At 69.9% G+C, this 20,615-nt stretch carries 21 protein-coding genes; 13 read left to right on the top strand and 8 right to left on the bottom strand.

All coding sequences use genetic code 11. The features are described from left to right. Nucleotides 1-92 precede the first annotated feature (92 nt). The 3 genes from OHT51_RS25785 to OHT51_RS25795 all read right to left on the bottom strand — a co-directional run bounded on the left by OHT51_RS25785 (nucleotide 93) and on the right by OHT51_RS25795 (nucleotide 3,658). Nucleotides 93-1,565, bottom strand: coding sequence for an FAD-dependent monooxygenase (locus OHT51_RS25785; protein WP_328881286.1), 1,473 nt, complete (start codon nucleotides 1,563-1,565; stop codon nucleotides 93-95). Between the two features lie 176 nt (nucleotides 1,566-1,741). Next, nucleotides 1,742-2,137 (bottom strand): pyridoxamine 5'-phosphate oxidase family protein, encoded by a 396-nt coding sequence (locus tag OHT51_RS25790; protein WP_328881287.1) that lies wholly within the window; start codon nucleotides 2,135-2,137, stop codon nucleotides 1,742-1,744. 33 nt (nucleotides 2,138-2,170) lie between these two features. Then, on the bottom strand, nucleotides 2,171-3,658 hold the full coding sequence (locus tag OHT51_RS25795; RefSeq protein WP_328881288.1) for an MFS transporter: 1,488 nt from the start codon (nucleotides 3,656-3,658) through the stop codon (nucleotides 2,171-2,173). 161 nt (nucleotides 3,659-3,819) lie between these two features. On the opposite strand from OHT51_RS25795, the gene OHT51_RS25800 reads away from it, so the two are divergent. Further along, a complete protein-coding gene (locus OHT51_RS25800) occupies nucleotides 3,820-4,239 on the top strand; it encodes a winged helix-turn-helix transcriptional regulator (protein WP_383239539.1) in 420 nt (139 codons plus the stop codon). A 53-nt stretch (nucleotides 4,240-4,292) separates the two neighbouring features. Here the strand turns inward: OHT51_RS25800 and OHT51_RS25805 are convergent, their stop codons facing one another. Genes OHT51_RS25805 through OHT51_RS25815 form a run of 3 tightly spaced genes read right to left on the bottom strand, consistent with a single transcriptional unit; the run spans nucleotide 4,293 to nucleotide 6,608 of the window. Further along, the gene (locus OHT51_RS25805) at nucleotides 4,293-4,844 is read right to left on the bottom strand and encodes a flavin reductase family protein (protein ID WP_328881289.1); all 552 of its coding nucleotides are present in this window, start codon (nucleotides 4,842-4,844) and stop codon (nucleotides 4,293-4,295) included. Nucleotides 4,845-4,857: 13 nt separating this feature from the next. After that, complete coding sequence (locus OHT51_RS25810; protein ID WP_328881290.1) at nucleotides 4,858-6,168, bottom strand: cation:proton antiporter; 1,311 nt, start codon at nucleotides 6,166-6,168, stop codon at nucleotides 4,858-4,860. After that, the gene (locus OHT51_RS25815; protein ID WP_328881291.1) at nucleotides 6,165-6,608 is read right to left on the bottom strand and encodes a nuclear transport factor 2 family protein; all 444 of its coding nucleotides are present in this window, start codon (nucleotides 6,606-6,608) and stop codon (nucleotides 6,165-6,167) included. The genes OHT51_RS25810 and OHT51_RS25815 overlap by 4 nt, the downstream gene beginning before the upstream one ends. 286 nt (nucleotides 6,609-6,894) lie before the next feature. On the opposite strand from OHT51_RS25815, the gene OHT51_RS25820 reads away from it, so the two are divergent. Both OHT51_RS25820 and OHT51_RS25825 read left to right on the top strand, forming a co-directional pair. Then, nucleotides 6,895-7,587 (top strand): antibiotic biosynthesis monooxygenase family protein, encoded by a 693-nt coding sequence (locus OHT51_RS25820; protein WP_328881292.1) that lies wholly within the window; start codon nucleotides 6,895-6,897, stop codon nucleotides 7,585-7,587. A 64-nt stretch (nucleotides 7,588-7,651) separates the two neighbouring features. After that, the gene (locus tag OHT51_RS25825; RefSeq protein ID WP_328881293.1) at nucleotides 7,652-8,326 is read left to right on the top strand and encodes a response regulator transcription factor; all 675 of its coding nucleotides are present in this window, start codon (nucleotides 7,652-7,654) and stop codon (nucleotides 8,324-8,326) included. Nucleotides 8,327-8,366: 40 nt separating this feature from the next. Here OHT51_RS25825 and OHT51_RS25830 read toward each other — a convergent pair whose 3' ends face one another. After that, the gene (locus OHT51_RS25830) at nucleotides 8,367-9,182 is read right to left on the bottom strand and encodes a ScbR family autoregulator-binding transcription factor (protein WP_328881294.1); all 816 of its coding nucleotides are present in this window, start codon (nucleotides 9,180-9,182) and stop codon (nucleotides 8,367-8,369) included. Between the two features lie 119 nt (nucleotides 9,183-9,301). Here OHT51_RS25830 and OHT51_RS25835 point away from each other — a divergent pair, with 119 nt between their 5' ends. Next, nucleotides 9,302-10,396: a ScbA/BarX family gamma-butyrolactone biosynthesis protein gene (locus OHT51_RS25835; RefSeq protein WP_328881295.1), complete on the top strand. Its 1,095-nt coding sequence runs from the start codon at nucleotides 9,302-9,304 to the stop codon at nucleotides 10,394-10,396. 409 nt (nucleotides 10,397-10,805) lie between these two features. On the opposite strand, the gene OHT51_RS25840 is transcribed toward OHT51_RS25835, so the two are convergent. Continuing rightward, a complete protein-coding gene (locus tag OHT51_RS25840) occupies nucleotides 10,806-11,516 on the bottom strand; it encodes a ScbR family autoregulator-binding transcription factor (RefSeq protein ID WP_328881296.1) in 711 nt (236 codons plus the stop codon). Between the two features lie 565 nt (nucleotides 11,517-12,081). Here OHT51_RS25840 and OHT51_RS25845 point away from each other — a divergent pair. The 9 genes from OHT51_RS25845 (at nucleotide 12,082) to OHT51_RS25885 (ending at nucleotide 20,614) form a co-directional block, all read left to right on the top strand. Further along, nucleotides 12,082-12,831, top strand: a complete 750-nt coding sequence (locus OHT51_RS25845) for a response regulator transcription factor (RefSeq protein WP_328881297.1) — start codon at nucleotides 12,082-12,084, stop codon at nucleotides 12,829-12,831. Nucleotides 12,832-13,183: 352 nt separating this feature from the next. Then, nucleotides 13,184-14,956: an acetyl/propionyl/methylcrotonyl-CoA carboxylase subunit alpha gene (locus OHT51_RS25850; protein ID WP_328881298.1), complete on the top strand. Its 1,773-nt coding sequence runs from the start codon at nucleotides 13,184-13,186 to the stop codon at nucleotides 14,954-14,956. Nucleotides 14,957-14,981: 25 nt separating this feature from the next. Continuing rightward, a complete protein-coding gene (locus OHT51_RS25855) occupies nucleotides 14,982-15,200 on the top strand; it encodes a hypothetical protein (protein ID WP_328881299.1) in 219 nt (72 codons plus the stop codon). Nucleotides 15,201-15,268: 68 nt separating this feature from the next. After that, nucleotides 15,269-15,598, top strand: a complete 330-nt coding sequence (locus tag OHT51_RS25860; RefSeq protein ID WP_328881300.1) for a TcmI family type II polyketide cyclase — start codon at nucleotides 15,269-15,271, stop codon at nucleotides 15,596-15,598. Continuing rightward, nucleotides 15,595-16,881 carry a beta-ketoacyl-[acyl-carrier-protein] synthase family protein gene (locus OHT51_RS25865; protein WP_328881301.1) on the top strand — a complete coding sequence of 429 codons (1,287 nt, stop codon included), beginning with the start codon at nucleotides 15,595-15,597 and terminating at the stop codon, nucleotides 16,879-16,881. The genes OHT51_RS25860 and OHT51_RS25865 overlap by 4 nt, the downstream gene beginning before the upstream one ends. Beyond that, complete coding sequence (locus OHT51_RS25870; RefSeq protein WP_328881302.1) at nucleotides 16,878-18,089, top strand: ketosynthase chain-length factor; 1,212 nt, start codon at nucleotides 16,878-16,880, stop codon at nucleotides 18,087-18,089. Before OHT51_RS25865 ends, OHT51_RS25870 begins: the two co-directional genes overlap by 4 nt. Before the next feature lie 267 nt (nucleotides 18,090-18,356). After that, the gene (locus tag OHT51_RS25875; protein ID WP_328881303.1) at nucleotides 18,357-18,632 is read left to right on the top strand and encodes an acyl carrier protein; all 276 of its coding nucleotides are present in this window, start codon (nucleotides 18,357-18,359) and stop codon (nucleotides 18,630-18,632) included. A gap of 155 nt (nucleotides 18,633-18,787) precedes the next feature. Next, nucleotides 18,788-19,576 carry a 3-oxoacyl-ACP reductase FabG gene (gene fabG, locus OHT51_RS25880; RefSeq protein ID WP_328881304.1) on the top strand — a complete coding sequence of 263 codons (789 nt, stop codon included), beginning with the start codon at nucleotides 18,788-18,790 and terminating at the stop codon, nucleotides 19,574-19,576. A gap of 87 nt (nucleotides 19,577-19,663) precedes the next feature. Next, a complete protein-coding gene (locus tag OHT51_RS25885; RefSeq protein ID WP_328881305.1) occupies nucleotides 19,664-20,614 on the top strand; it encodes an aromatase/cyclase in 951 nt (316 codons plus the stop codon). Nucleotide 20,615 lies beyond the last annotated feature (1 nt).

A 20,615-nucleotide genomic window follows, 5' to 3' on the forward strand; every position in this document is an offset into this window, starting at 1 on the left:
GGGGCGCGGGCCTGTATCGACATGCGGCTCCGCCGCGTGGGCGCGACCAGCCACGACGGAGCCGCACACAACGAACGACCCGTCGCGGCACCTCAAGCGGAGCGCGAGGCGCCGAACCAGCGCTCCAGAGCGGTCGCGAGGCCGTCGGTGGAGCCGTCGATGCCGACCCAGGCGATGTAGCCGTCGGGGCGGACCAGCAGGTCGGCGGCCGGGGCGGCGGGGTCGGGGCGGGAGGCGGCGACCACGTCGACGCGGTCGGCCCAGCCGGCGGCGGCCTCGGTGAGGGCGTCCCCGCCGCGCAGGTTCAGCAGCAGCGGACGGCCGCGGGTGAGCAGTTCGTACGTACCGCTCTTCTCGTCGCCGACCAGCAGCTCCTGGTCGGGCAGCCGGCGGCCGAGCAGCGGGTGGCCGCCGTCGCCCATGTCGTAGCCGATGTCCAGGCCGGTGACCAGGCCGACCAGATGGCGGCGGACCGCCTCGATGCCGACCAGCTCGCCGAAGAGCCGGCGCAGCGGCTCCATCTCGGGGCCGCCGAGGTACAGGGAGCGCTGCACGAGGGTGTTGGCGACGATGCGGGCGCCGACCGGGTGGCGCTCGGTGTGGTAGGTGTCCAGCAGACCCTCGGGGGCGTGCCCGTTGAGCTCGGCCGCCAGCTTCCAGCCGAGGTTCACCACGTCGCCGACGCCGGCGCTGATGCCCTGGGCGCCGATGGGCAGATGGATGTGCGCGGCGTCGCCCGCGAGGAAGACCCGGCCCTGGCGGTACTCGGCGGCCTGCCGGCTGCCATCGGTGAAGTAGCTGGTCCACAGCGGCTTGTGGCCGGTGATGTCCTCGCCGGTGACGCGCTGGAAGGCGGCGGCGACCTCGGGGAAGGTGGGCGCCTCCTGGGTCGGGCGGACGCCGGCGCCGCGCTCGAAGACGACGACGCGGGTGGCCTGGGGGCCGAGGGGGAGCACCACCACCATGCCGGACTCGCCCACCTCGCCGGTCGGGCGAATGCGCAGCTCGTTGGTGGCGACGTCGGCCATCAGCATCTCGATGGTGGCGCTGGTGCCGGGGAAGTCGATGCCGGCCAGCTTGCGCACGGTGGAGCGGGCACCGTCACAGCCGACCAGGTAGGCCGCGCGCAGCGTCTCGACACCGTCGGCGGTGCCGACCTCGACGACGACACCCTGCTCGTCCTGGGTCATGCCGACGACCTCGTGCCCGCGACGGATCTCGGCGCCGAGGCCGGTCGCCCACTCCAGCAGAATGGCCTCGGTCCGCGACTGCGGAACACCACGGACGCCGAAATTGCCGCCCTCGACGATGCGATAGTCGATGGGCAGTCCACCGAAATGCCCGAAGGGTATCGTCTCGAGTTGACCGAATTTCTCGAGAAGTCCGCGCTGACCGAACTCCTCGATGGTGCGGGCGGAAAAACCGAGCGCCCGGGACTGCTGCATCGGCTCCGCCAGGCGGTCGAGTACGACCACCGACCGTCCGGCCAAGCGGAGTTCACCGGCGAGCATGAGTCCGGACGGGCCGGCCCCGGCAACAATCACGTCGGCATGAAAATTATCCATGTTTCCTCTCCCAGTGGATTTTTCTCCAGTATTCCGGGGGAGTTGGGGAAGCTGAATGGCCGCAAGTACAGGTCTCTGACAAGTTTCGTCAGAGATTCTGCAGTTGCGTCAGGAGGTGGAAATGCGCGAGGGCGCCGGAAGGAAGTTCCGACGCCCTCGGCCGGCTCGGACCCGGCTCAGAGCAGGCCCAGCACCCGGTCGACCTGGATCTCGATCACGACCAGGCCCGGCGGCTCCGGCGGCGGCGTCCAGTACCGCTTGGCGTACCGCCGGATGCCCTCCTGGACCCGTAACGGGTCGTCGTGGACGGTGGCGGTGCCCTCCAGGGTGATCCAGCGGGGCCCCACCGTCTGGCAGAGGGAGGCCCGGCCGGCGGGCGTGGCCAGAAGGTTCCTGGCCTTGCGCCGTGTCACCGCGGTCATGACCCGCGCCAGGCCCGCCTCGCCGTCCCAGGTGAACCGCACGGGCGTCACATGGGGCGAGCCGTCGGGGCGCAGCGTGGTGAAGGTGCACAGATGGTTCTCGGCGAGGAAGTCCTCGGCCGCGGAGGACAACCGTGGTGACGTCGGCATGGTGGCTTTCCGATCTATGGCGGGGTTCCGATCTCAGGCTTCGGCGGGAGCGGCGGCCGGCTGGTCCGACGCCCTGGTGAAGGGCAGCAGGAGCAGCGTGAGGAGCAGGCCGGCCACGGCGAAGCAGGCGCCCGCGAGGAACGCGTCGTGGAAGACCTCGGTGCGCGCCTGGGTCACCCGCGCGGGCACCCCGTCCGCCCACTCGGTCAGCTGCTCGACCTGGCGGAAGGCGTAGGTGGCGGCCACGGCGAGGCCGAGGGCACCGCCGACCTCCTGCGCGGTGTTGATGAGCCCCGCGGACAGACCGGACTCGTCCTCCTGGGTGCCGGTGAACGCGGCGACCTGCACCGGCACGAAGGACAGGCCGAGACCGAGACCGGAGATCAGGAACGCGGGCAGCAGGTCCACGACGTAGGAGGCGTCGGACGGGGCCCGCCACAGCAGGAACATGCCGACGCTGGTCAGCGTCAGGCCGGCCATCAGCACCGGCTTGGCGGCGACCTTGGTCACCAGCTGGGAGGCGATACCGGCGCCGACCGCGACGATCACGGCGAGCGGGACGTAGGCCAGACCGGTCTTCAGGGCCGACCAGTTGAGGACCTGCTGCATGAACAGGCTGGCGAAGAAGAACAGCGTGACGCAGGTGCCGAGCAGCAGGACGGCGACGATGTTGGAGGCCCGCAGCGACTTGCGCTTGAAGACGCCGAGCGGGATCAGCGGTGCCTCGGCGCGGCGCTCGATCAGCAGGAACGTGATCAGCAGGACCGCGGAGAGGGCGAAGCCGCCGTAGACGCGGGCCAACGGGACGTCCGAGTCGTCGATGGTCTGGCCGAGGCTGAAGATGAGCAGCACGAGACCGGCGGTCAGCGTCACGGCACCGGCGACGTCGAAGGAGCTGCGGCGTTCCGCGGCGCGGCTCTCGCCGACGATCCTCGGGGCGATCAGGGCGCAGACCAGGCCGATCGGCACGTTGATGAAGAAGATCCAGCGCCAGCCCGGACCGTCGGTGAGCAGACCGCCCAGGGTGACACCGGCGACGGCGGCGATACCGCTGAGCGCGCCCCACGCACCGAGCGCCTTGTTGCGCTCGGCGCCCTCCGCGAAGTTGTTGGCGAGCAGGGACAGCGCGGCGGTCGCGATGAACGCGGCGCCGAGGCCCTGGGCGCCGCGCGCCACGATCAGCATGGCCGCGCTCTGCCCGAACCCGGCGAGCAGCGAGGACAGGGCGAAGAGGATCAGGCCGGTCTGCAGCATCCGGCGACGGCCGAAGGCGTCCGCCAGCCGGCCGGTCAGCAGCAGGAAGCCGCCGAGCAGCATGCCGTACGTGGTGACGATGTACTGCAACGACGTCTGGGAGATGTGCAGTTCGTCCTCGATGGTCGGCAGGGCCACGTTGACGATGGACACATCGAGGAAGGTCATGAAGCCGGCCAGGCAGAGGAACGCCAGGATGAGTCCCGGGCGGTGCGGCGGGGCCGATTCGTCGGTGGAGTGGGGACGCAGCGACTCTTGGGTCGACATGTCGCTCCTAGGAGATGTGACGGAGAGTTCCGTAGGGACGGGAAGTGCGGGAATGACATGGCGCGAGGCCGGGAGCGGGGGCCCGCTCACCGTCTTCCGGGAAGCTAGCATCCTGGGTAAAGTAGGTACCTAGAGGAAAGTGACTTCCTGGGAGGGTCCGAATGGGCAGCACTGGCGCCATGGGCAGCACCACCACGCGTGGCGGACAGGTCGACTCGGAGCTGGCGTGCCCGGTCTCCCCGGTGGTCGACATCGTCTTCAGCCGCTGGACGACACCGATCCTGTGGACGCTGCACGAGTTCGGCCGGCAGCGTTTCGTCGAGCTCCAGCGCAACATCCGCACCATCACGCCGAAGGTCCTCACCCAGCGGCTGCGCCAGATGGAGCGCGACGGCCTGGTCGTGCGGACGTACTACCCCGAGGTGCCGCCCCGGGTGGAGTACGAGATCAGCGAGCTGGGCCGCAGCCTGGCGCCGATCTTCGCCCACCTCGCCGAGTGGTCCGGGGAGAACCTCCAGAAGGTGGAGCGGGCCAGGCGGGAGTTCGACGCGGCGGACGAACCGGCCGCTGTACCGCGCTGACCTGCGCCGGGACCGGCTGCCGACCCCGGGACGGCTGCTGACCCCGAACGCCGCTAACCCCGGGCCGGCGCGGGGGCATCGGTGTCGAGGACGCGCATCGCGCCCTTGTAGAAGACCAGCGGGTCGGTCTCCTCCGTCGACGTGCCCAGGGCGGTGACCTCGCCGAGCAGGATGGCGTGGTCACCGCCGTCGTACTCGTCGGCTAGTCGGCACTCCAGGAAGGCCAGCGCCTCGGTGAGGACCGGCAGTCCGCTCGTGGAGCGGTGGTGCGGGACCTCCGCCAGGCGTGCCGACTCACGGCCCGCGAACTTCCACGCCAGCCCTGCCTGACTGCGTGTCAGAAAGTTGACCACGAAGCCTCCGGACCGCTGGAGGGCCGGACGCAGCCGCGACTGCCGGTGCAGGCAGAACAGCACCAGCGGCGGCTCCAGTGAGACGGACGTGAAGGAGTTCACCGTGGTGGCGGCGCCGTCCTCGGGACCTCCGGTGGTGATGACGGTGACGCCGGTGGCGAAGTTGCCGCACACCGTGCGCAACGCGCGGCCGTCGACCGGCGGTTGCGACAACTGCCGGCCGTGCTGGGACAACGGTTGGACGGGTATCACGTGAGCCCCCTCGTCAGGTGCGCGGCGCGGTCGCGTCCGCGACGGGTGTACGAGCCTTTTCGGTCACGCCGGCCGTGAGGTGCTCGCGCCGGGACAGCAGCGGGGCCGCCATCGCCGTCGTCACGAGGGCCATGATCACCAGCATGGTGAACATCCGTCCGTCGAGCACTCCGAGGCTCACGGCGGCGTTGAGGATGATGAGTTCGGTGAGGCCACGGGTGTTCATCAGCACGCCCAGGTCCTTGGACTCACGCCAGGACAGGCCGGACAGCCGGGCCGGCACGATCGCGCCGACCAGCTTGCCCGCGCAGGCCACACCGATGACCAGGGCCAGCGACAGGTAGTCGGTCGCGGTCAGGGAGCCGAGATCGACGCCGAGTCCGGTGACGATGAAGAACACCGGCAGCAGCACGACGCTGACGTCGTCCAGCGGCCGGCGCAGGTTCGCCGCGAGCACCCTCCGGGGCTCGCGCGGCATGACGAAGCCGAACAGGAACGCGCCGAAGATCTGGTGGATGCCGATCCACGAGGTCAGCCACGACGAGGCGAACACGCCCGCGCACAGCACCGCGAGCAGCGCGCTCCAGCGCTCCGTCGCCGCCCAACGCCACACCAGCCGGGCCACCAGCGGCCGTACCACCAGGAACATCAGCGCGACATAGACGACGCTGAGCGCCCCGATCCGGGCCAGGCCCGCGTAGTCGCCGTCCGAGCTGACCAGCGCCGACACATACGCCAGCAGACACCAGGCGAGGACGTCGTCGATCGCGGCGCTGGCCAGTGACAGGGCGCCGACCCGGGTGTCCATCAGCTTGTTCTCGGTGAGGATCCGTGCCAGCACCGGGAACGCCGTCACGGACATCGCGGTACCCATGAAGGTGGCGAACGCGATGAAGGAGATGTGCTTGCCGGCCACCGTGTCGTGGTGCGGATACAGCACGACCGCCGCGGCGACGCCCAGCCCGAAGGCCAGCACGATCGACGACAGCGAGACGCCCGCCGCCAGACGCGCGTGCGGCCGTATCAGCCGCTTCTCGAACTCCCAGCCGACCACGAACATGAACAGGACGAGGCCGACCTGGGAGACAGCAGAAAGCAACGGCCGTACATCGCCCGGGAACAGGCGCTCCGTCAGATCGCCCGGGAACAGGCCGAGCAGACTCGGGCCGAGCACGATGCCGGCGGTGATCTCGCCGATCACCTTGGGCTGGCCCAGCTTCCGGGCGAGCGCACCGAGGGCGGCGCCGACCAGCAGGATCACGCCGATGCCGAGCAGCATGGTGGCCATCTGCTGCTCCCCGCCCCCCGCCGCCAGCGCGGTCATCGGGAGCCCCCGGGCCGCGGCGGGCTGCCCGTCGACCAGACCAGCTGGAACGACAGCTCCGTCAGCCGCCAGCCCTGCTCGGTGTGCCGGGCCTCGCCGTGGACCAGGGTGCCGGAGACGAACAGCGGATCGCCGGGCGCGTCCGGATGGTGTACGTGGGTGGAGACCAGGTTGGCGCGCAGCACCGCCCGCTTCTCGCCGGTGAGGTCCACCACCGCCGGGGAGTTGAGATGCTGGGTGCGCGCGAACGCGTCGAGTGCCTGCCGGTGCCAGGCGGCGAGCCCCTCGATGCCCTCGTGCCGGGCCATCGGGAACTCGACACGGGCGTCGTCGCTGAACAGCGTGCGCGCCCACGCGTCGTCGAGTTTGTCCTCGTCGAGGCCCAATAGATATCGGTCCAGCAAGGTGCTGATTTCGGCTGCTGACGTGACGGAATTCATTACCCGAGCATCGCGTGGTGGCCAATGGGCGCCCAAGGGCACTTGTCGAAGACCTGACGTAGCTGCGGAAGATCTGACGCTGACGGAAAAGACCTGACAATCCGCGCGTAGTCCTGAACACGGCGCCCTTCAGCAGGAGTTGAGGACTTGTCATGCTGGTCGGGAAGCACTGATCCGTTGAGCTGATCTGTTGAGCTGATTCGCTGAACTGATCCGCTGAGCCGGAAATTCGAGTTCTGCTTCTTTCGTCAACCTTTCATCACCCGATCTACCGGAAGAGAAGAGAATGCCGAAGATCGCAGCCGATGGTAAGAACCTGACCGTCCTCAACCTGTTCTCCACCGACTCCGCCGAGAAGCAGGACAGCCTGCTCGCCGCGATGCGCGAGATCGTCGACGCCGCCGCCTACGACGGCTGGATCTCCAGCACCGTGCACAGCGGGCAGACCAAGTTCGGCACCGCCAACTTCATCCAGTGGCGCTCCACCGAGGACCTGGAGGCGCGCTACGCCGGCGAGGAGTTCAAGCACCGCACCCTGCCGCTCTTCGGTGAGATCACCACCGCGATACGGCTCCTCCAGAACGAGGCGGTGTTCACCCAGTCGAAGCCGGGCGCCGGGGACACCGAGATCGGGCCGGAGCGCGAGGACTACACGGTCATCGACCTGTACGGCGTCGCCGAGAAGCACCAGGACGACCTGGTCGACACCCTCGGCGCGGCCCAGGACTGGCTGCAGAAGGTCCCGGGATACCGCAGCCACACGGTGCTGCGCGGTCTGCGCGGCCGTGGCATCGAGGGCAAGTGGGTCGTCGTCTACGCGCAGTGGGACAGCAAGGAGGCCTACGACGCCTTCCGCGAGCAGCCCGCGGCGCAGCGGTCGGCGGAGCGGCAGAGGATCGACGCCAAGCTGGACGCGCTGGCCATCTGGCGGGACTCCAACACCTACCGCGTGGTGCACACCCGGTCGGCGGGCGAGTGACGGTCCGGGCCGCCGACCGGGAGGTGCCCGGCACCGCCCTGACGCGGCCCGGAGTGGAGTGCACATGCGCGTACTTGTGATCGATCCGGATGACGGGACCGCCGAGCCCCTGGTCTGCCGCCTGGTGCGCAACGGCCATCAGGTCCGGCGGGCCCGCACCGGACGGGCGGCCCTCCAGGCCTGGGAACAGGCCGAAGTCGTCCTGCTCGACCTGGAGTTGCCCGACCTCGACGGTCTGCAGGTGTGCGCCGAGATCCGGGCCAGGGGCACCACCCCGCTGATCGCCTTCACCAGCCGGGACACCGAAATGGACCGGGTGCTCAGCCTGCGGTCGGGTGCGGACGACTGTCTGGTGAAGCCGTACGGGTTCCGGGAGCTGATCGCCCGGATGAACGCGGTGACCCGGCGCGTCGCCAGCGGCGGGGGCCCGGCCGGCGTGTCCTGCGGGGCCCTGCGGCTGGACCCCGGGACGCGTGAGGCGTGGCTCGGCGAGCAGCCGTTGGAGCTGACCCGCAAGGAGTTCGACATCCTTCTGCTGCTGGCCTCGGCACCGGAGACGGTGATCTCACGCCGGGACCTGATCGCCGGGGTCTGGGCGGACGAGTGGGCCATCTCCACCCGCACGGTGGACACCCACGTCAGCGCCCTGCGCGCCAAGCTGGGCGAGGGGTGGATCACCACAGTCCGGGGCGTCGGCTACCGCTTGGAGGAAACGTCGCCCTCCGCCCCGCTTCGGTGATGCGCGATGCCGGTCTCCGGGGGCGGTTGCGGACCGCCGATCAGGCAGCGCTGTCCTCCCCCTCCGGAGCAGCGCTCCCTTCCCGTACCGGGGTGGGGGCGGTGTCGGGCTCCCAGGCCGTGCCGGCCTCCGACGCGGGGCCGTCCTCGGCCGCGGCGTCGTACTCCTCGTCGGCCGGTGCGTCCTCCCCCTCCAGCGCCGCATCGCGCGACGCGAGCAGCGACACGGCTCGGTCAGGGGTCAGTTCCAGCGTCGGAAGGATCTGCGGCATCGCGACGGCCGGCAGGAGGTGGCGGAACATGGAGATCACCCGGCGCGTCAAGTCCTTGCGCTGACACAGCACTTGGGACGTCCACTGGATACCGGTGAAGGACCCGGACAGCAGCTCCGCCGTCTCCGCGGGGTCCACGTGCGGCAGCAACTCGCCGCGTCCGCGCGCCTCGACGAGCAGTCCGGTGAGCCGGTCCGCCCAGGACTGGAACGGTCTGCCGTGAAAGGGATTAGCGCTCTCGGCGCTCTCGGCACTCTCGCTCCACTGGTCCATGGCGAGTCCGACGCTGGCCCGGGTCAGCGGGTCGTGCTGCAGCTGATGTGCGAACAACAGGCCCTGGTCGGCGAGTTCCTGCAGCTTCGTGCGCTGCGGAGGCAACGGGCCGAGCTCCAGCTGCGCCGCTATCACCCCGAGGGCCAGGTCCTCCTTGGAGGTGAAGTGGAAGTACAGCGCCCCCTTGGTGACACCGGCCCGCGCGATGATCTCCGTGATGGTGGCGGTGCTGTAGCCCCGCTCGTCGAACACCTCTGCGGCCGCCAGCAGGATCGACTTCCGGGTCTGGATGGCTCTTGCTTGACGTGCCATGCGTCCGTGCCTGTTTCTATGTCAGAGCTTGGTCAGGTTCCCCCGCAAAGAGAACCGGACTGCCAGTCTTTTGTCGAGAGGGGAACGATCCCCACATGTATCGACTCAGGGGGCAATCCATGCCTGATGGCGCGATATCCGTAGTAGACCGGTTTGTTGAGTCTCGTACGGGTCTGGACCCGGCGCAGGAGCGACCCGACCCCACCCATGGGGACAGCACGGCCCGGCACAGCGGTCCGCTTGCCGGACCGGCCGCACCGATCCACTCGGAAGAGTCCGCCTCACGGCCCGCATACCGGACCGACTCCCCGGTTCTGATTCCCGACGGCAGGGCCACCGCCGAGCTGTGCCACCGCCCGGCCCCCGAGGACCGTTTCCCCGTCGACTGGCTGCGCCTGACCGAGCACAGCTTCCTGGTCTCGGTGAACTGGCCCGCCGCACACCGCTTCTTCGCCCCGCTGCCCGGCGGGTATCAGGATCCGCTGCTCGTCGCCGAGACCACCCGGCAGGCGACGATGATGCTGGCCCACGCCGAGTTCGGAGTCCCGATCGGCGACCAGTTCGTCATGCGGGAGCTCGGATACCGCGTCGAGACAACGGAGTTCACCGTGGCGGGCGCCTCGGGCGCGATCGACGTCGTCGTCGAGTGCACCGACGTCCAGCTACGCGCCGGGCGCCTCGTCGGCATGCGGGTCGACCTGCGCTTCCAGCGCCTCGGCCGGCTCCTCGCCACGAGCATGGGCATCCTGGGCTGCACCTCGGCGCGCGTCTACCACCGGCTGCGCGGCGAGCGGATGTCCGTCGCCGGCCGGCCCCTGCCGCTGCTGCCCGCCGTCGCGCCCCGCGAGACCGGCCGCGGCGACCGCAAGGACGTCGTCCTCGCCCCCTCCTGGCACCGGCCCGGCTGGCGGCTCCGCCTGGACACCACGCACCCCACACTCTTCGCCCGGCCGAACGACCACGTCCCCGGCATGGTGCTCCTCGAAGCCGCCCGCCAGGCCGCCAACGTGCTGACGCCCGGGCACGACTTCCACCCCGCCTCGATGCGGATCGCCTTCCACAAGTACTGCGAACTGACCGAGCCCTGCTGGATCCTGGCCGGCCCGCACCGGTCCGCGGAACAGGGCACCGTGATGCAGGTACAGGGCCTCCAGCAGGATGAGCCCGTCTTCACGCTGACCCTGGGCGACGGCGCGCCGAGGGACGGCGGCTGAGCCGCCACGTCCTGGCGGCGGCGCAGGGGGTTCCGGCGGCTTCGCCGGTCATCTTGTCCGTCCCGGACGGCGAACACAGGGTCGCCACGGCGTGCGGCGCGGGGGCGCACGGCCGTGGCCGACCCGCGCCCTGCCGCCGGCAACTCCCGCACGGTCGCCGGGGTCCGAGGGCCCGCCGCTGACGGCACCGCCGGGACGCGATGACGCGGGCACCCCAATTCGGCACCGGCCCGCGGCTGGTCCCGCGACCGCTCCGACGGCCGGTCCCGCTGCCGCGCCGGCGGCCAGCCCCACTGCCGCTCCGACGGTCGATGTCACGGCCGCCCCCACGGCCGGTCCAACGACCGCTCCAGCGGCCGATTTCACGACCGCTCCCACGGCCGGTCCCGGACCCGGTACCGGGTCCGCATCACCTCACCCCCGTGGTCGCTGCCTCCGCGTCGATCTCTTCCTCCGGGGCGTAGGGCAGGTAACGCGACACGGCGAGCGCGTGGTCGACGACGTCCGGTGTGCCGCCGGGGTTCAGTGCGCCGAGCAGGCTCGGTGCGGCGAGCCCCGGCAGGAAGCCCTGCCAGAACCCCGTGAAGGCCAGCCGGGTCCGGTCGCCCTCGCCCCCCTTTATCAGTACTCCTATGCCGGTCGTCGCGGCGACGATCGCACAGGTCAGGGCCGGCAGCTGGACCTGCGCGGCGACCCCGCCCTCCTGGCGCGCGCGGTCCAGCAGCCGCTGCACGCAGGCGTGCCACGCGTGGATGAACTGCTCCCGCCCCTTGCGGGACCGGTCGTTGTCCAAACGCAGCCCGGCCCGCGACACCACGTCCCAGGACAGCAACTGGCTCAGGGTGTGCGAGATGTCGGTGAGGGCCTGCAGCGGCTCGGAGTTCTTCTCGTACGCGAGGCGCGCGGCGCGCCACAGGATGCCGCGCGCCTCGTTCACGACCGCCTGGGCCAGGTCCTCCTTGTTCGCGAAGTGGAAGTGCAGCGCGCCCGTGCTCATGTTGGCCCGCGCGCTGATGTCGGAGAGCCTGGCCGAGGCGTAGTCCTCGCGGTCGAAGACGTCTGCCGCCGACTTCAGCATGAGCCGGCGGGTGCGGATCGCCCTCTCCTGTTGTAGTCCCACCTGCCTGAATCCTTTCATCCCGCAGTCCAGGAAACGGACTTGAAGGTTTGTTTGTGGGGTGCGGATGTCCGACTGACGGGAGCGTCGGTCCGGCTGCGGCTCTTGTTTCTATCGACACACTGTCAGTACTGCCCAGAAGATCACACTTTCCCACCTCATGACCAGGGCGAGGGAGAAGTGGAAGCAGGGAATCAGCCAGCCGAGAACATCCCGGACGGTCTACCACTGCCCTCAGGGGATGCGCAATGCATCGGGCGAGGCTGCCCCAGGCACTCGATCCACGTTGATCTACGGGCGAGTGGGCCCGGTGGTTGAGACCCAGAACAAACCGCAGCCGCCGTCAGTGATTGCTTTCCGATGACCTGGGGGCGAATTTTGACCACTTCCAAGATCCAGAATTACGAGCCCGGTTACGTCTCGCGGCGGAATTGATCCTTCATGTCCTGCCAACTCCGGCAAAAGTGGCATCAGTTGTCACAGACGGTGAGTTTACCGAGTTTTTTTTTGACAAACCGAGAGGTAGGTTTTTAGGCTCGACAAGCCAAGGCGCTCGAGCGGGAACTACATGTTCAGGGGGAGAGCAGTGAGCCAACGCGCAACGAGCAGCACTCTGGAGTTTCGAAAGCCCATTACCTCGCAGATCCGGAAGCCGTCGACCAACTGGCGGGTCCTGGTGGTCGAGAACAACACCGGCGACATGGAGGCCCTCGCCGCCGGACTGCGGCGGCACGGCCACCAGGTAGAGGGGGTCGGCACGGGCAACGCGGCTCTGCAGGCCTACCAGGTGTCGGACATCGTTCTGCTGGATCTCGAACTACCCGACCTGGACGGTCTGGAGGTGTGCCGCTCCATCCGTTCCCTGAGCGACGTCCCACTGATAGCCGTCACGGGGTGGGGGACGGAACTGGACCGTGTCCTCGGTCTCCAGGCCGGCGCGGACGACTACCTCGTCAAGCCCTACGGCTTCCGGGAACTGATGGCCCGGATGGATGCCGTCATGCGTCGCTCGCGTCCGCAGGTGCAGATCGAGCAGGTCGTCTCACGCGGGCCGTTGCGCATCGACGCCGCCTCGCGCGAGGTGAGCCTGCACGGCCAGGTCGTGGAGGTCACCCGCAAGGAGTTCGATCTGCTCTATCTGCTCGCCTCCCACCCGGAGACGGTGATCTCGCGCAAGCGCATCATGCAGCAGGTCTGGGGTGGGTCCTGGTCCCGTCGCACCGTGGACACCCATGTCAGCAGCCTACGAGGCAAGTTGGGGGGCAGCGACTGGATCGTCACCGTACGCGGAGTGGGGTTCCGCTTCGGTAGTGGCTGATCTCGCACCCGGCGCGATGTCACCACATCGCCGCCGACTTCGAAAAGGGCGGGCTCCGGACGGGGAGCCCGCCCTTTCGCATGCCCTGGCCTTTTCCTGTGCAGGTCGACGGTTCTGCCGCCCTCAGCGGTTCGACGGGGCTTCTGACAATTCCCTGACACTTGCCTGGCGCTGCGCCAACAAAGCCGTATCCCCGCTGAGGATCTGGTCCGAAGGCTTAATGGGCGGCTGTTGAAAGCGCCGAGGTCAGGCACCGAGTATGGACAGGTATTCAGCGCCTGCCCGGGAGGGGAATTACCCCGGCCGCGCTTGATCATCCCAGAATTCCTGCCGATTGAGGAGGGGGCCAGTCGTGCGCAAGGTGCTCATCGCCAACCGTGGCGAAATCGCTGTCCGCGTGGCCCGGGCCTGCCGGGACGCCGGGATCGCGAGCGTGGCCGTCTACGCGGATCCGGACCGCGACGCATCGCATGTCCGCGCTGCGGATGAGGCGTTCGCCCTGGGCGGTGACACCCCGGCAAGCAGCTATCTGGACATCGAGAAGGTCCTCAAGGCCGCACGCGAGTCCGGCGCGGACGCCATCCACCCGGGCTACGGCTTCCTGTCGGAGAACGCCGAGTTCGCCCAGGCCGTCCTGGACGCCGGCCTGATCTGGATCGGCCCGCCGCCGCAGGCCATCCGCGACCTCGGTGACAAGGTCGCCGCCCGGCACATCGCCCAGCGCGCCGGCGCCCCGCTCGTCGCGGGCACCCCCGACCCGGTCTCCGGCGCCGACGAGGTCGTCGCCTTCGCCGAGGAACACGGCCTGCCGATCGCGATCAAGGCCGCCTTCGGCGGCGGCGGACGCGGCCTGAAGGTCGCCCGCACGCTGGAGGAAGTGCCCGAGCTCTACGACTCCGCGGTCCGTGAGGCGGTGGCGGCGTTCGGGCGCGGGGAGTGCTTCGTGGAGCGGTACCTCGACAAGCCCCGGCACGTCGAGACGCAGTGCCTGGCCGACCAGCACGGCAACGTCGTGGTCGTGTCCACGCGTGACTGCTCGCTGCAGCGCCGCCACCAGAAGCTGGTGGAGGAGGCTCCCGCCCCGTTCCTCTCCGAGGAGCAGGTCGCCCAGTTGTACGGGGCGTCGAAGGCGATCCTTCGCGAGGCGGGGTATGTCGGTGCCGGCACCGTGGAGTTCCTGGTCGGGGCCGACGGCACGATTTCGTTCCTGGAGGTCAACACCCGCCTCCAGGTCGAGCACCCGGTCACCGAGGAGGTCACCGGCATCGACCTCGTGCGTGAGATGTTCCGCATCGCCGACGGCGAGGAACTCGGCTACGACGACCCCGTCATCCGTGGCCATTCGCTGGAGTTCCGCATCAACGGCGAGGATCCCGGCAGGGGCTTCCTCCCGGCGCCGGGCACGGTCACCACGTTCGCCCCGCCGACCGGCCCCGGCGTCCGCCTGGACGCCGGCGTCGAGTCGGGCAGCGTGATCGGCCCGGCGTGGGACTCCCTGCTCGCCAAGCTGATCGTCACCGGCGCCACCCGTCAGCAGGCGCTCCAGCGCGCCGCCCGCGCCCTCGCCGAGTTCCAGGTCGAGGGCATGGCCACCGCGATCCCGTTCCACCGCGCGGTCGTCAAGGACCCGGCCTTCGCGCCGGAACTGACCGGCTCCAGCGACCCGTTCACGGTCCACACCCGCTGGATCGAGACCGAGTTCGTCAACGAGATCAAGCCCTTCGCCACCACCGTCGCCACCGACACCGAGAACGAACCCGGTCGCGACACCGTGGTGGTCGAAGTGGGCGGCCGGCGCCTGGAGGTCTCCCTGCCGGCTTCCCTCGGCATGACCCTGGCCCGCACCGGGCTGGCCGCCGGTGCCAGGCCGAAGCGGCGGGCGGCACGCAACTCCGGCCCCGCCGCCTCCGGCGACACCCTCGCCTCCCCGATGCAGGGCACCGTCGTCAAGGTCGCCGTCGAGGAAGGCCAGGAGGTCAAGGAAGGCGACCTCATCGTCGTACTCGAAGCGATGAAGATGGAACAGCCGCTCAACGCCCACAAGTCCGGCACCATCAAGGACCTGTCCGCCGTCGTCGGCACCTCCCTCACCTCCGGCGCAGCCATCTGCGAGATCAAGGACTGAGGAAGTCCCAGGGAGGTGTGACCAGATGTACTCCGATACGTATTCCGAGAAGTATTCCAAGACGTACTCCGGGGCGTACTCCGGGGCGTACTCCGGAACCTATTCCGAGACCTTTTCCAGGACGGGTTCCGAGCCGTACGACGGGCGCAACGCGCCCGCGCCCCAGGCGCCCGCCTGGCTCCTGGCCGGCGAGGACGACGAGAACGACAGCGACCATCCGCACATCTGCCGGGGCATCGACTGACGGGAATCGACTTCCCATTCCGTGTTCCGTGCCCCCTTTCCCACGCACCATTTCCAAGGAGAGAGCTCATGCACAGCACCTTGATCGTGGCTCGGATGGAACCGGGCTCAGCGGTCGATGTCGCCAAGTTGTTCGGCGCGTTCGACGAGACCGAGATGCCCCATCTGATGGGTACGCGACGCCGCCAGCTCTTCCACTACCGAGGTCTCTACTTCCACTTGCAGGACTTCGACGCGGACAACGGTGGCGAGCTGATCGAGAAGGCCAAGTCCGACGAGCGTTTCGTGCGGATCAGTGAGGACCTGAAGCCCCACATAGAGGCCTACGACCCGGCCACCTGGCGTTCCCCCGCCGACGCCATGGCCACGCGCTTCTACAACTGGGAGGCCTCCCGATGAGCGGCCGTCGGGACAGTCCCGCGCGGGTCGTCATCACCGGGATCGAGGTCCTCGCGCCCGGAGGCGTCGGCAAGGACAGCTTCTGGAACTTGCTCAGCGAGGGCCGCACCGCGACGCGCGGGATCACCTTCTTCGACCCGAGCCCGTTCCGCTCGCAGGTCGCCGCGGAGATGGACTTCGACCCGGACCGGCACGGGCTCACCCCGCAGGAGGTCCGCCGGATGGACCGGGCCGCGCAGTTCGCGGTGGTCGCGGCGCGCGGCGCGGTGGCCGACAGCGGGATCGACCTCGCCGCCCACGAACCGCACCGGGTGGGCGTCACCATCGGCAGCGCGGTCGGCGCCACGATGGGGCTGGACGAGGAGTACCGGATCGTCAGTGACGGCGGCCGGCTGCACCTGGTCGACCACGAGTACGCCGTACCGCACCTCTACAACTACTTCGTCCCGAGCTCCTTCTCGGCCGAGGTCGCCTGGACAGTGGGCGCGGAGGGCCCCAACACCGTGGTGTCCACCGGCTGCACCTCCGGCATCGACTCCGTCGGCTATGCCGTCGAGCTGATCCGTGAGGGCTCGGCCGACGTGATGATCGCCGGTTCGTCCGACGCGCCGATCTCGCCGATCACCATGGCCTGCTTCGACGCCATCAAGGCGACGACCCCGCGCCGGGAGGACCCCGAGCAGGCCTCGCGGCCGTTCGACGGCACCCGCAACGGGTTCGTGCTCGGCGAGGGCTGTGCGGTGTTCGTCCTGGAGGAGCTGGAGAGCGCGCGGCGGCGCGGGGCGCACATCTACGCCGAGATCGCCGGCTACGCCACCCGCAGCAACGCGTACCACATGACCGGTCTGCGGCCGGACGGCGCGGAGATGGCCGAGGCGATCACGGTGGCGCTGGACGAGGCCCGTATGAACGTGGACCAGATCGACTACATCAACGCCCACGGCTCCGGCACCAAGCAGAACGACCGGCACGAGACGGCCGCCTTCAAGAAGAGCCTCGGCGAGCACGCCTACCGCACTCCCGTGAGCTCCATCAAGTCGATGGTGGGGCACTCGCTCGGCGCGATCGGGTCGATCGAGATCGCCGCGTCCGCGCTGGCGATGGAGCACCACGTGGTGCCGCCCACGGCGAACCTGCACACCCCCGACCCGGAGTGCGACCTCGACTACGTGCCGCTCACCGCCCGCGAGCAGCTGACCGACGCGGTGCTGTCGGTGGGCAGTGGGTTCGGCGGCTTCCAGAGCGCGATGGTGCTCGCCCGTCCCGAGAGGAGCATGGCATGAACGCGGTCGTGGTGACGGGCCTCGGTGTCACGGCCCCCAACGGCCTGGGAGTTCAGGACTACTGGGCGGCGACGCTCGCCGGGAAGAGCGGCATCGGGCGGATCACCCGCTTCGACCCGTCGAGCTACCCGGCGCGGCTGGCCGGTGAGATCCCCGGCTTCGCGGCCGAGGAGCACCTGCCGAGCCGGCTGCTGCCGCAGACCGACCGGATGACCCGGCTGGCACTGGTCGCCGCCGACTGGGCGCTCGCGGACGCGGGGATACGGCCGCAGGACCTGCCCGGGTTCGACATGGGCGTGGTCACGGCGAGCTCGTCGGGCGGCTTCGAGTTCGGCCAGGGTGAGCTGCAGGCGCTGTGGAGCCGGGGCAGCCAGTACGTCAGCGCGTACCAGTCGTTCGCCTGGTTCTACGCGGTCAACAGCGGCCAGATCTCCATCCGGCACGGCATGAAGGGCCCCAGCAGCGTCGTAGTCAGCGACCAGGCCGGCGGGCTGGACGCGGTGGCGCAGGCACGCCGCCAGATCCGTAAGGGCACGCCGATCGTGGTCTCCGGCGCCGTGGACGCCTCCATCTGCCCGTGGGGCTGGGTCGCCCAGCTCGCCGCGCAGCGACTGACCACGCGCGACGAGCCCAGCCAGGCGTATCTGCCCTTCGACGGGGCCGCCGACGGGTATGTGCCGGGCGAGGGCGGTGCGCTGCTCGTCATGGAGTCCGAGGAGTCGGCGCGGTCGCGCGGTGCGCGGATCTACGGCGAGATCGCCGGGTACGCCGCGACGTTCGACCCCGCACCGGGCGCCGAACGCCCGCCGGCCCTGCGCCGCGCGATCGAACTCGCCCTGGACGACGCAGATGTGCGGGCCGACCAGGTGGACGTGGTCTTCGCCGACGCGGCGGCCGACCCCGAGCTCGACCGCATCGAGACCGAGGCGATCACGGCGGTCTTCGGCCCCCGCTCCGTCCCGGTCACCGCCCCCAAGACGATGACGGGCCGCCTCTACTCGGGCGCGGCCCCCCTGGACCTGGCCACCGCCTTCCTCGCCATCCGCGACGGCATCATCCCTCCGACCGTCCACGTGACCCCGTCCCCCGACCACCCCCTCGACCTGGTAATCGACCGCCCACGCGAGACCACACTACGAACGGCCCTGATCCTGGCCCGGGGGTATGGGGGGTTCAACTCGGCGGCGGTGGTGCGGGGGGTGGCCTGAGGGCCCGCCGCCGATCGGGGCCCGGGGCGAGCTGACATCTGGCCAGCGGCCAGCGGCCAGCGGCCCACAGCCCACGGCCCACAGCCAGTGGCCTCCCGCCAACAGGCCACTGGTCCCCGGTCGACAGGCCACTGACCTCCGGTCAACCGACCTCCGACGAACAGGCCACTGACCGCCCGCCCACCAACCGCCCGCCCACCACCAGCCACCGACCACCAGGCCGGGCCACCAACACCACTACCAACCCGTACCCGAAAGGAACCCCACGTGGAACCGCAGCAGTTCACCCTCGACGACCTCAAGCGCATCCTCATCGAGGGCGCCGGCGCCGAGGAGAGTGTCGATCTCGACGGCGACATCCTCGACGCGGACTTCGAGCACCTCGGCTACGAGTCGCTGGCGCTGCTCGAGACCGGCGGCCGGATCGAGAGGGAGTACGGGATCGTCCTGGACGACGACGTCCTGTCGGAGAGCAACACGCCCCGTGCCCTGATCGATGCGGTCAACACCCAGCTGGGGGGCGGAACTCAGGCTGCCGCCTGACGCCTCGCCGTACCCGACATTTCGTGATCATGCCGCCGTCGGCGCATCCCCCACTCCACTCACCCGGCGGCGGCTCACCACCCGTCCCCCGTCCCCCCACCACCCCCCATCCCCACACCCCTCCGTAGTCCTCCACCCAAGGGAGTTGAAAGAGCATGCCGCAGCACCAGACGCAGCGCGTCGCGCTGATCACCGGAGCCACCAGTGGCATAGGCCTGGCCGCGGCCCGGCAGCTGGGCGCCGCAGGGCACCGCGTGTTCATCGGGGCGCGTGACGCCGACAACGTGGCCGCGACGGTCAAGCAGCTCCAGGAGGAGGGGCTGGAGGCGGACGGCGCCGCCGTGGACGTCCGTTCGGCGGACGCCGTCCAGGCCTTCGTGCAGGCCGCCGTCGACCGCTTCGGCGCCGTCGACATCCTTGTCAACAACGCCGGCCGCAGCGGCGGCGGAGTGACCGCCGACATCGCCGACGAGCTGTGGGACGACGTCATCGACACCAACCTCAACAGCGTCTTCCGGATGACCCGCGAGGTGCTCAACACCGGCGGCATGCGCGGCCGCACCTGGGGCCGGATCATCAACATCGCGTCCACCGCCGGCAAGCAGGGAGTCGTCCTCGGCGCCCCCTACTCCGCTTCCAAGCACGGCGTCGTCGGCTTCACCAAGGCCCTCGGCAACGAGCTCGCCCCGACCGGCATCACCGTCAACGCCGTGTGCCCGGGCTACGTCGAGACCCCGATGGCCCAGCGCGTCCGTCAGGGCTACGCCGCCGCCTACGACACCACCGAGGACGCGATCCTCGAGAAGTTCCAGGCCAAGATCCCGCTCGGCCGCTACTCCACGCCGGAGGAGGTCGCCGGAATGGTCGGCTACCTCGCCTCCGACACCGCCGCCTCCGTCACCGCTCAGGCGATCAACGTCTGCGGCGGCCTGGGCAACTTCTGATCCCCGCCGGCTCCCGAGGACGCCCACTCCAGACGCCGGCGCCGACACCCGCCTGCCGGACCAACACAGGAAGATGAGGACGAGGACGTGACCACGACGGAAGAGACAACCCGCGAGGTGGCGCACGAGATCACCGTCTCGGCCCCCGCCGACGCCGTCTACCGGCTGATCGCGGAGGTGGAGAACTGGCCCCGGATCTTCCCGCCCACCATCTACGTGGACCACCTGGAAAAGGGCGAGCGCGAGGAGCGCATCCGCATCTGGGCCACCGCCAACGGCGCCCCCAAGAGCTGGACCTCGCGCCGCACCCTGGACCCCGCGAACCGCCGGATCACCTTCCGCCAGGAGGTCTCCGCGCCCCCGGTCGCCGCGATGGGCGGCGCCTGGGTGATCGAGGAACTGCCGGGCGGCGACTCCCTGGTGCGGCTCCTGCACGACTACCGAGCCGTCGACGACGACCCCGAGGGCCTCGCCTGGATCGACGAGGCCGTCGACCGCAACTCCCGCTCGGAGCTGGCCGCCCTGAAGGAGAACGTCGAGCGCGCCCACGCCACCCGCGAGCTGACCTTCTCCTTCGAGGACACGGTGCTCATCGAGGGCGCCGCCAAGGACGTGTACGACTTCATCAACGAGGCCCACCTCTGGGTGGACCGGCTGCCGCACGTGGCCCGCGTCGGCTTCGAGGAGCCCACGCCCGGCCTCCAGGTGCTGGAGATGGACACCAGGGCCAAGGACGGCTCGACGCACACCACCAAGTCGTACCGGGTGACGTTCCCGCACCGCGCGATCGCCTACAAGCAGGTCACCCTGCCGGCTCTGATGACGCTGCACACCGGCCTGTGGACGTTCGAGGAGTACCCGCGCGGGGTCGCCGCCACCTCGCAGCACACGGTCGTGCTCAACCCCGACAACATCGAGCGGATCCTCGGCCCCGACGCGACCGTCGAGGACGCCCGGGAGTACGTCCAGGGCGCCCTGAGCACCAACAGCCGCGCCACGCTGGGGCACGCCAGGGACCACGCGGAGAAGAGCCGCTGAC

It is taken from the genome of Streptomyces sp. NBC_00299 (assembly GCF_036173045.1).
In the GTDB taxonomy this organism is placed as follows: domain Bacteria; phylum Actinomycetota; class Actinomycetes; order Streptomycetales; family Streptomycetaceae; genus Streptomyces; species Streptomyces machairae.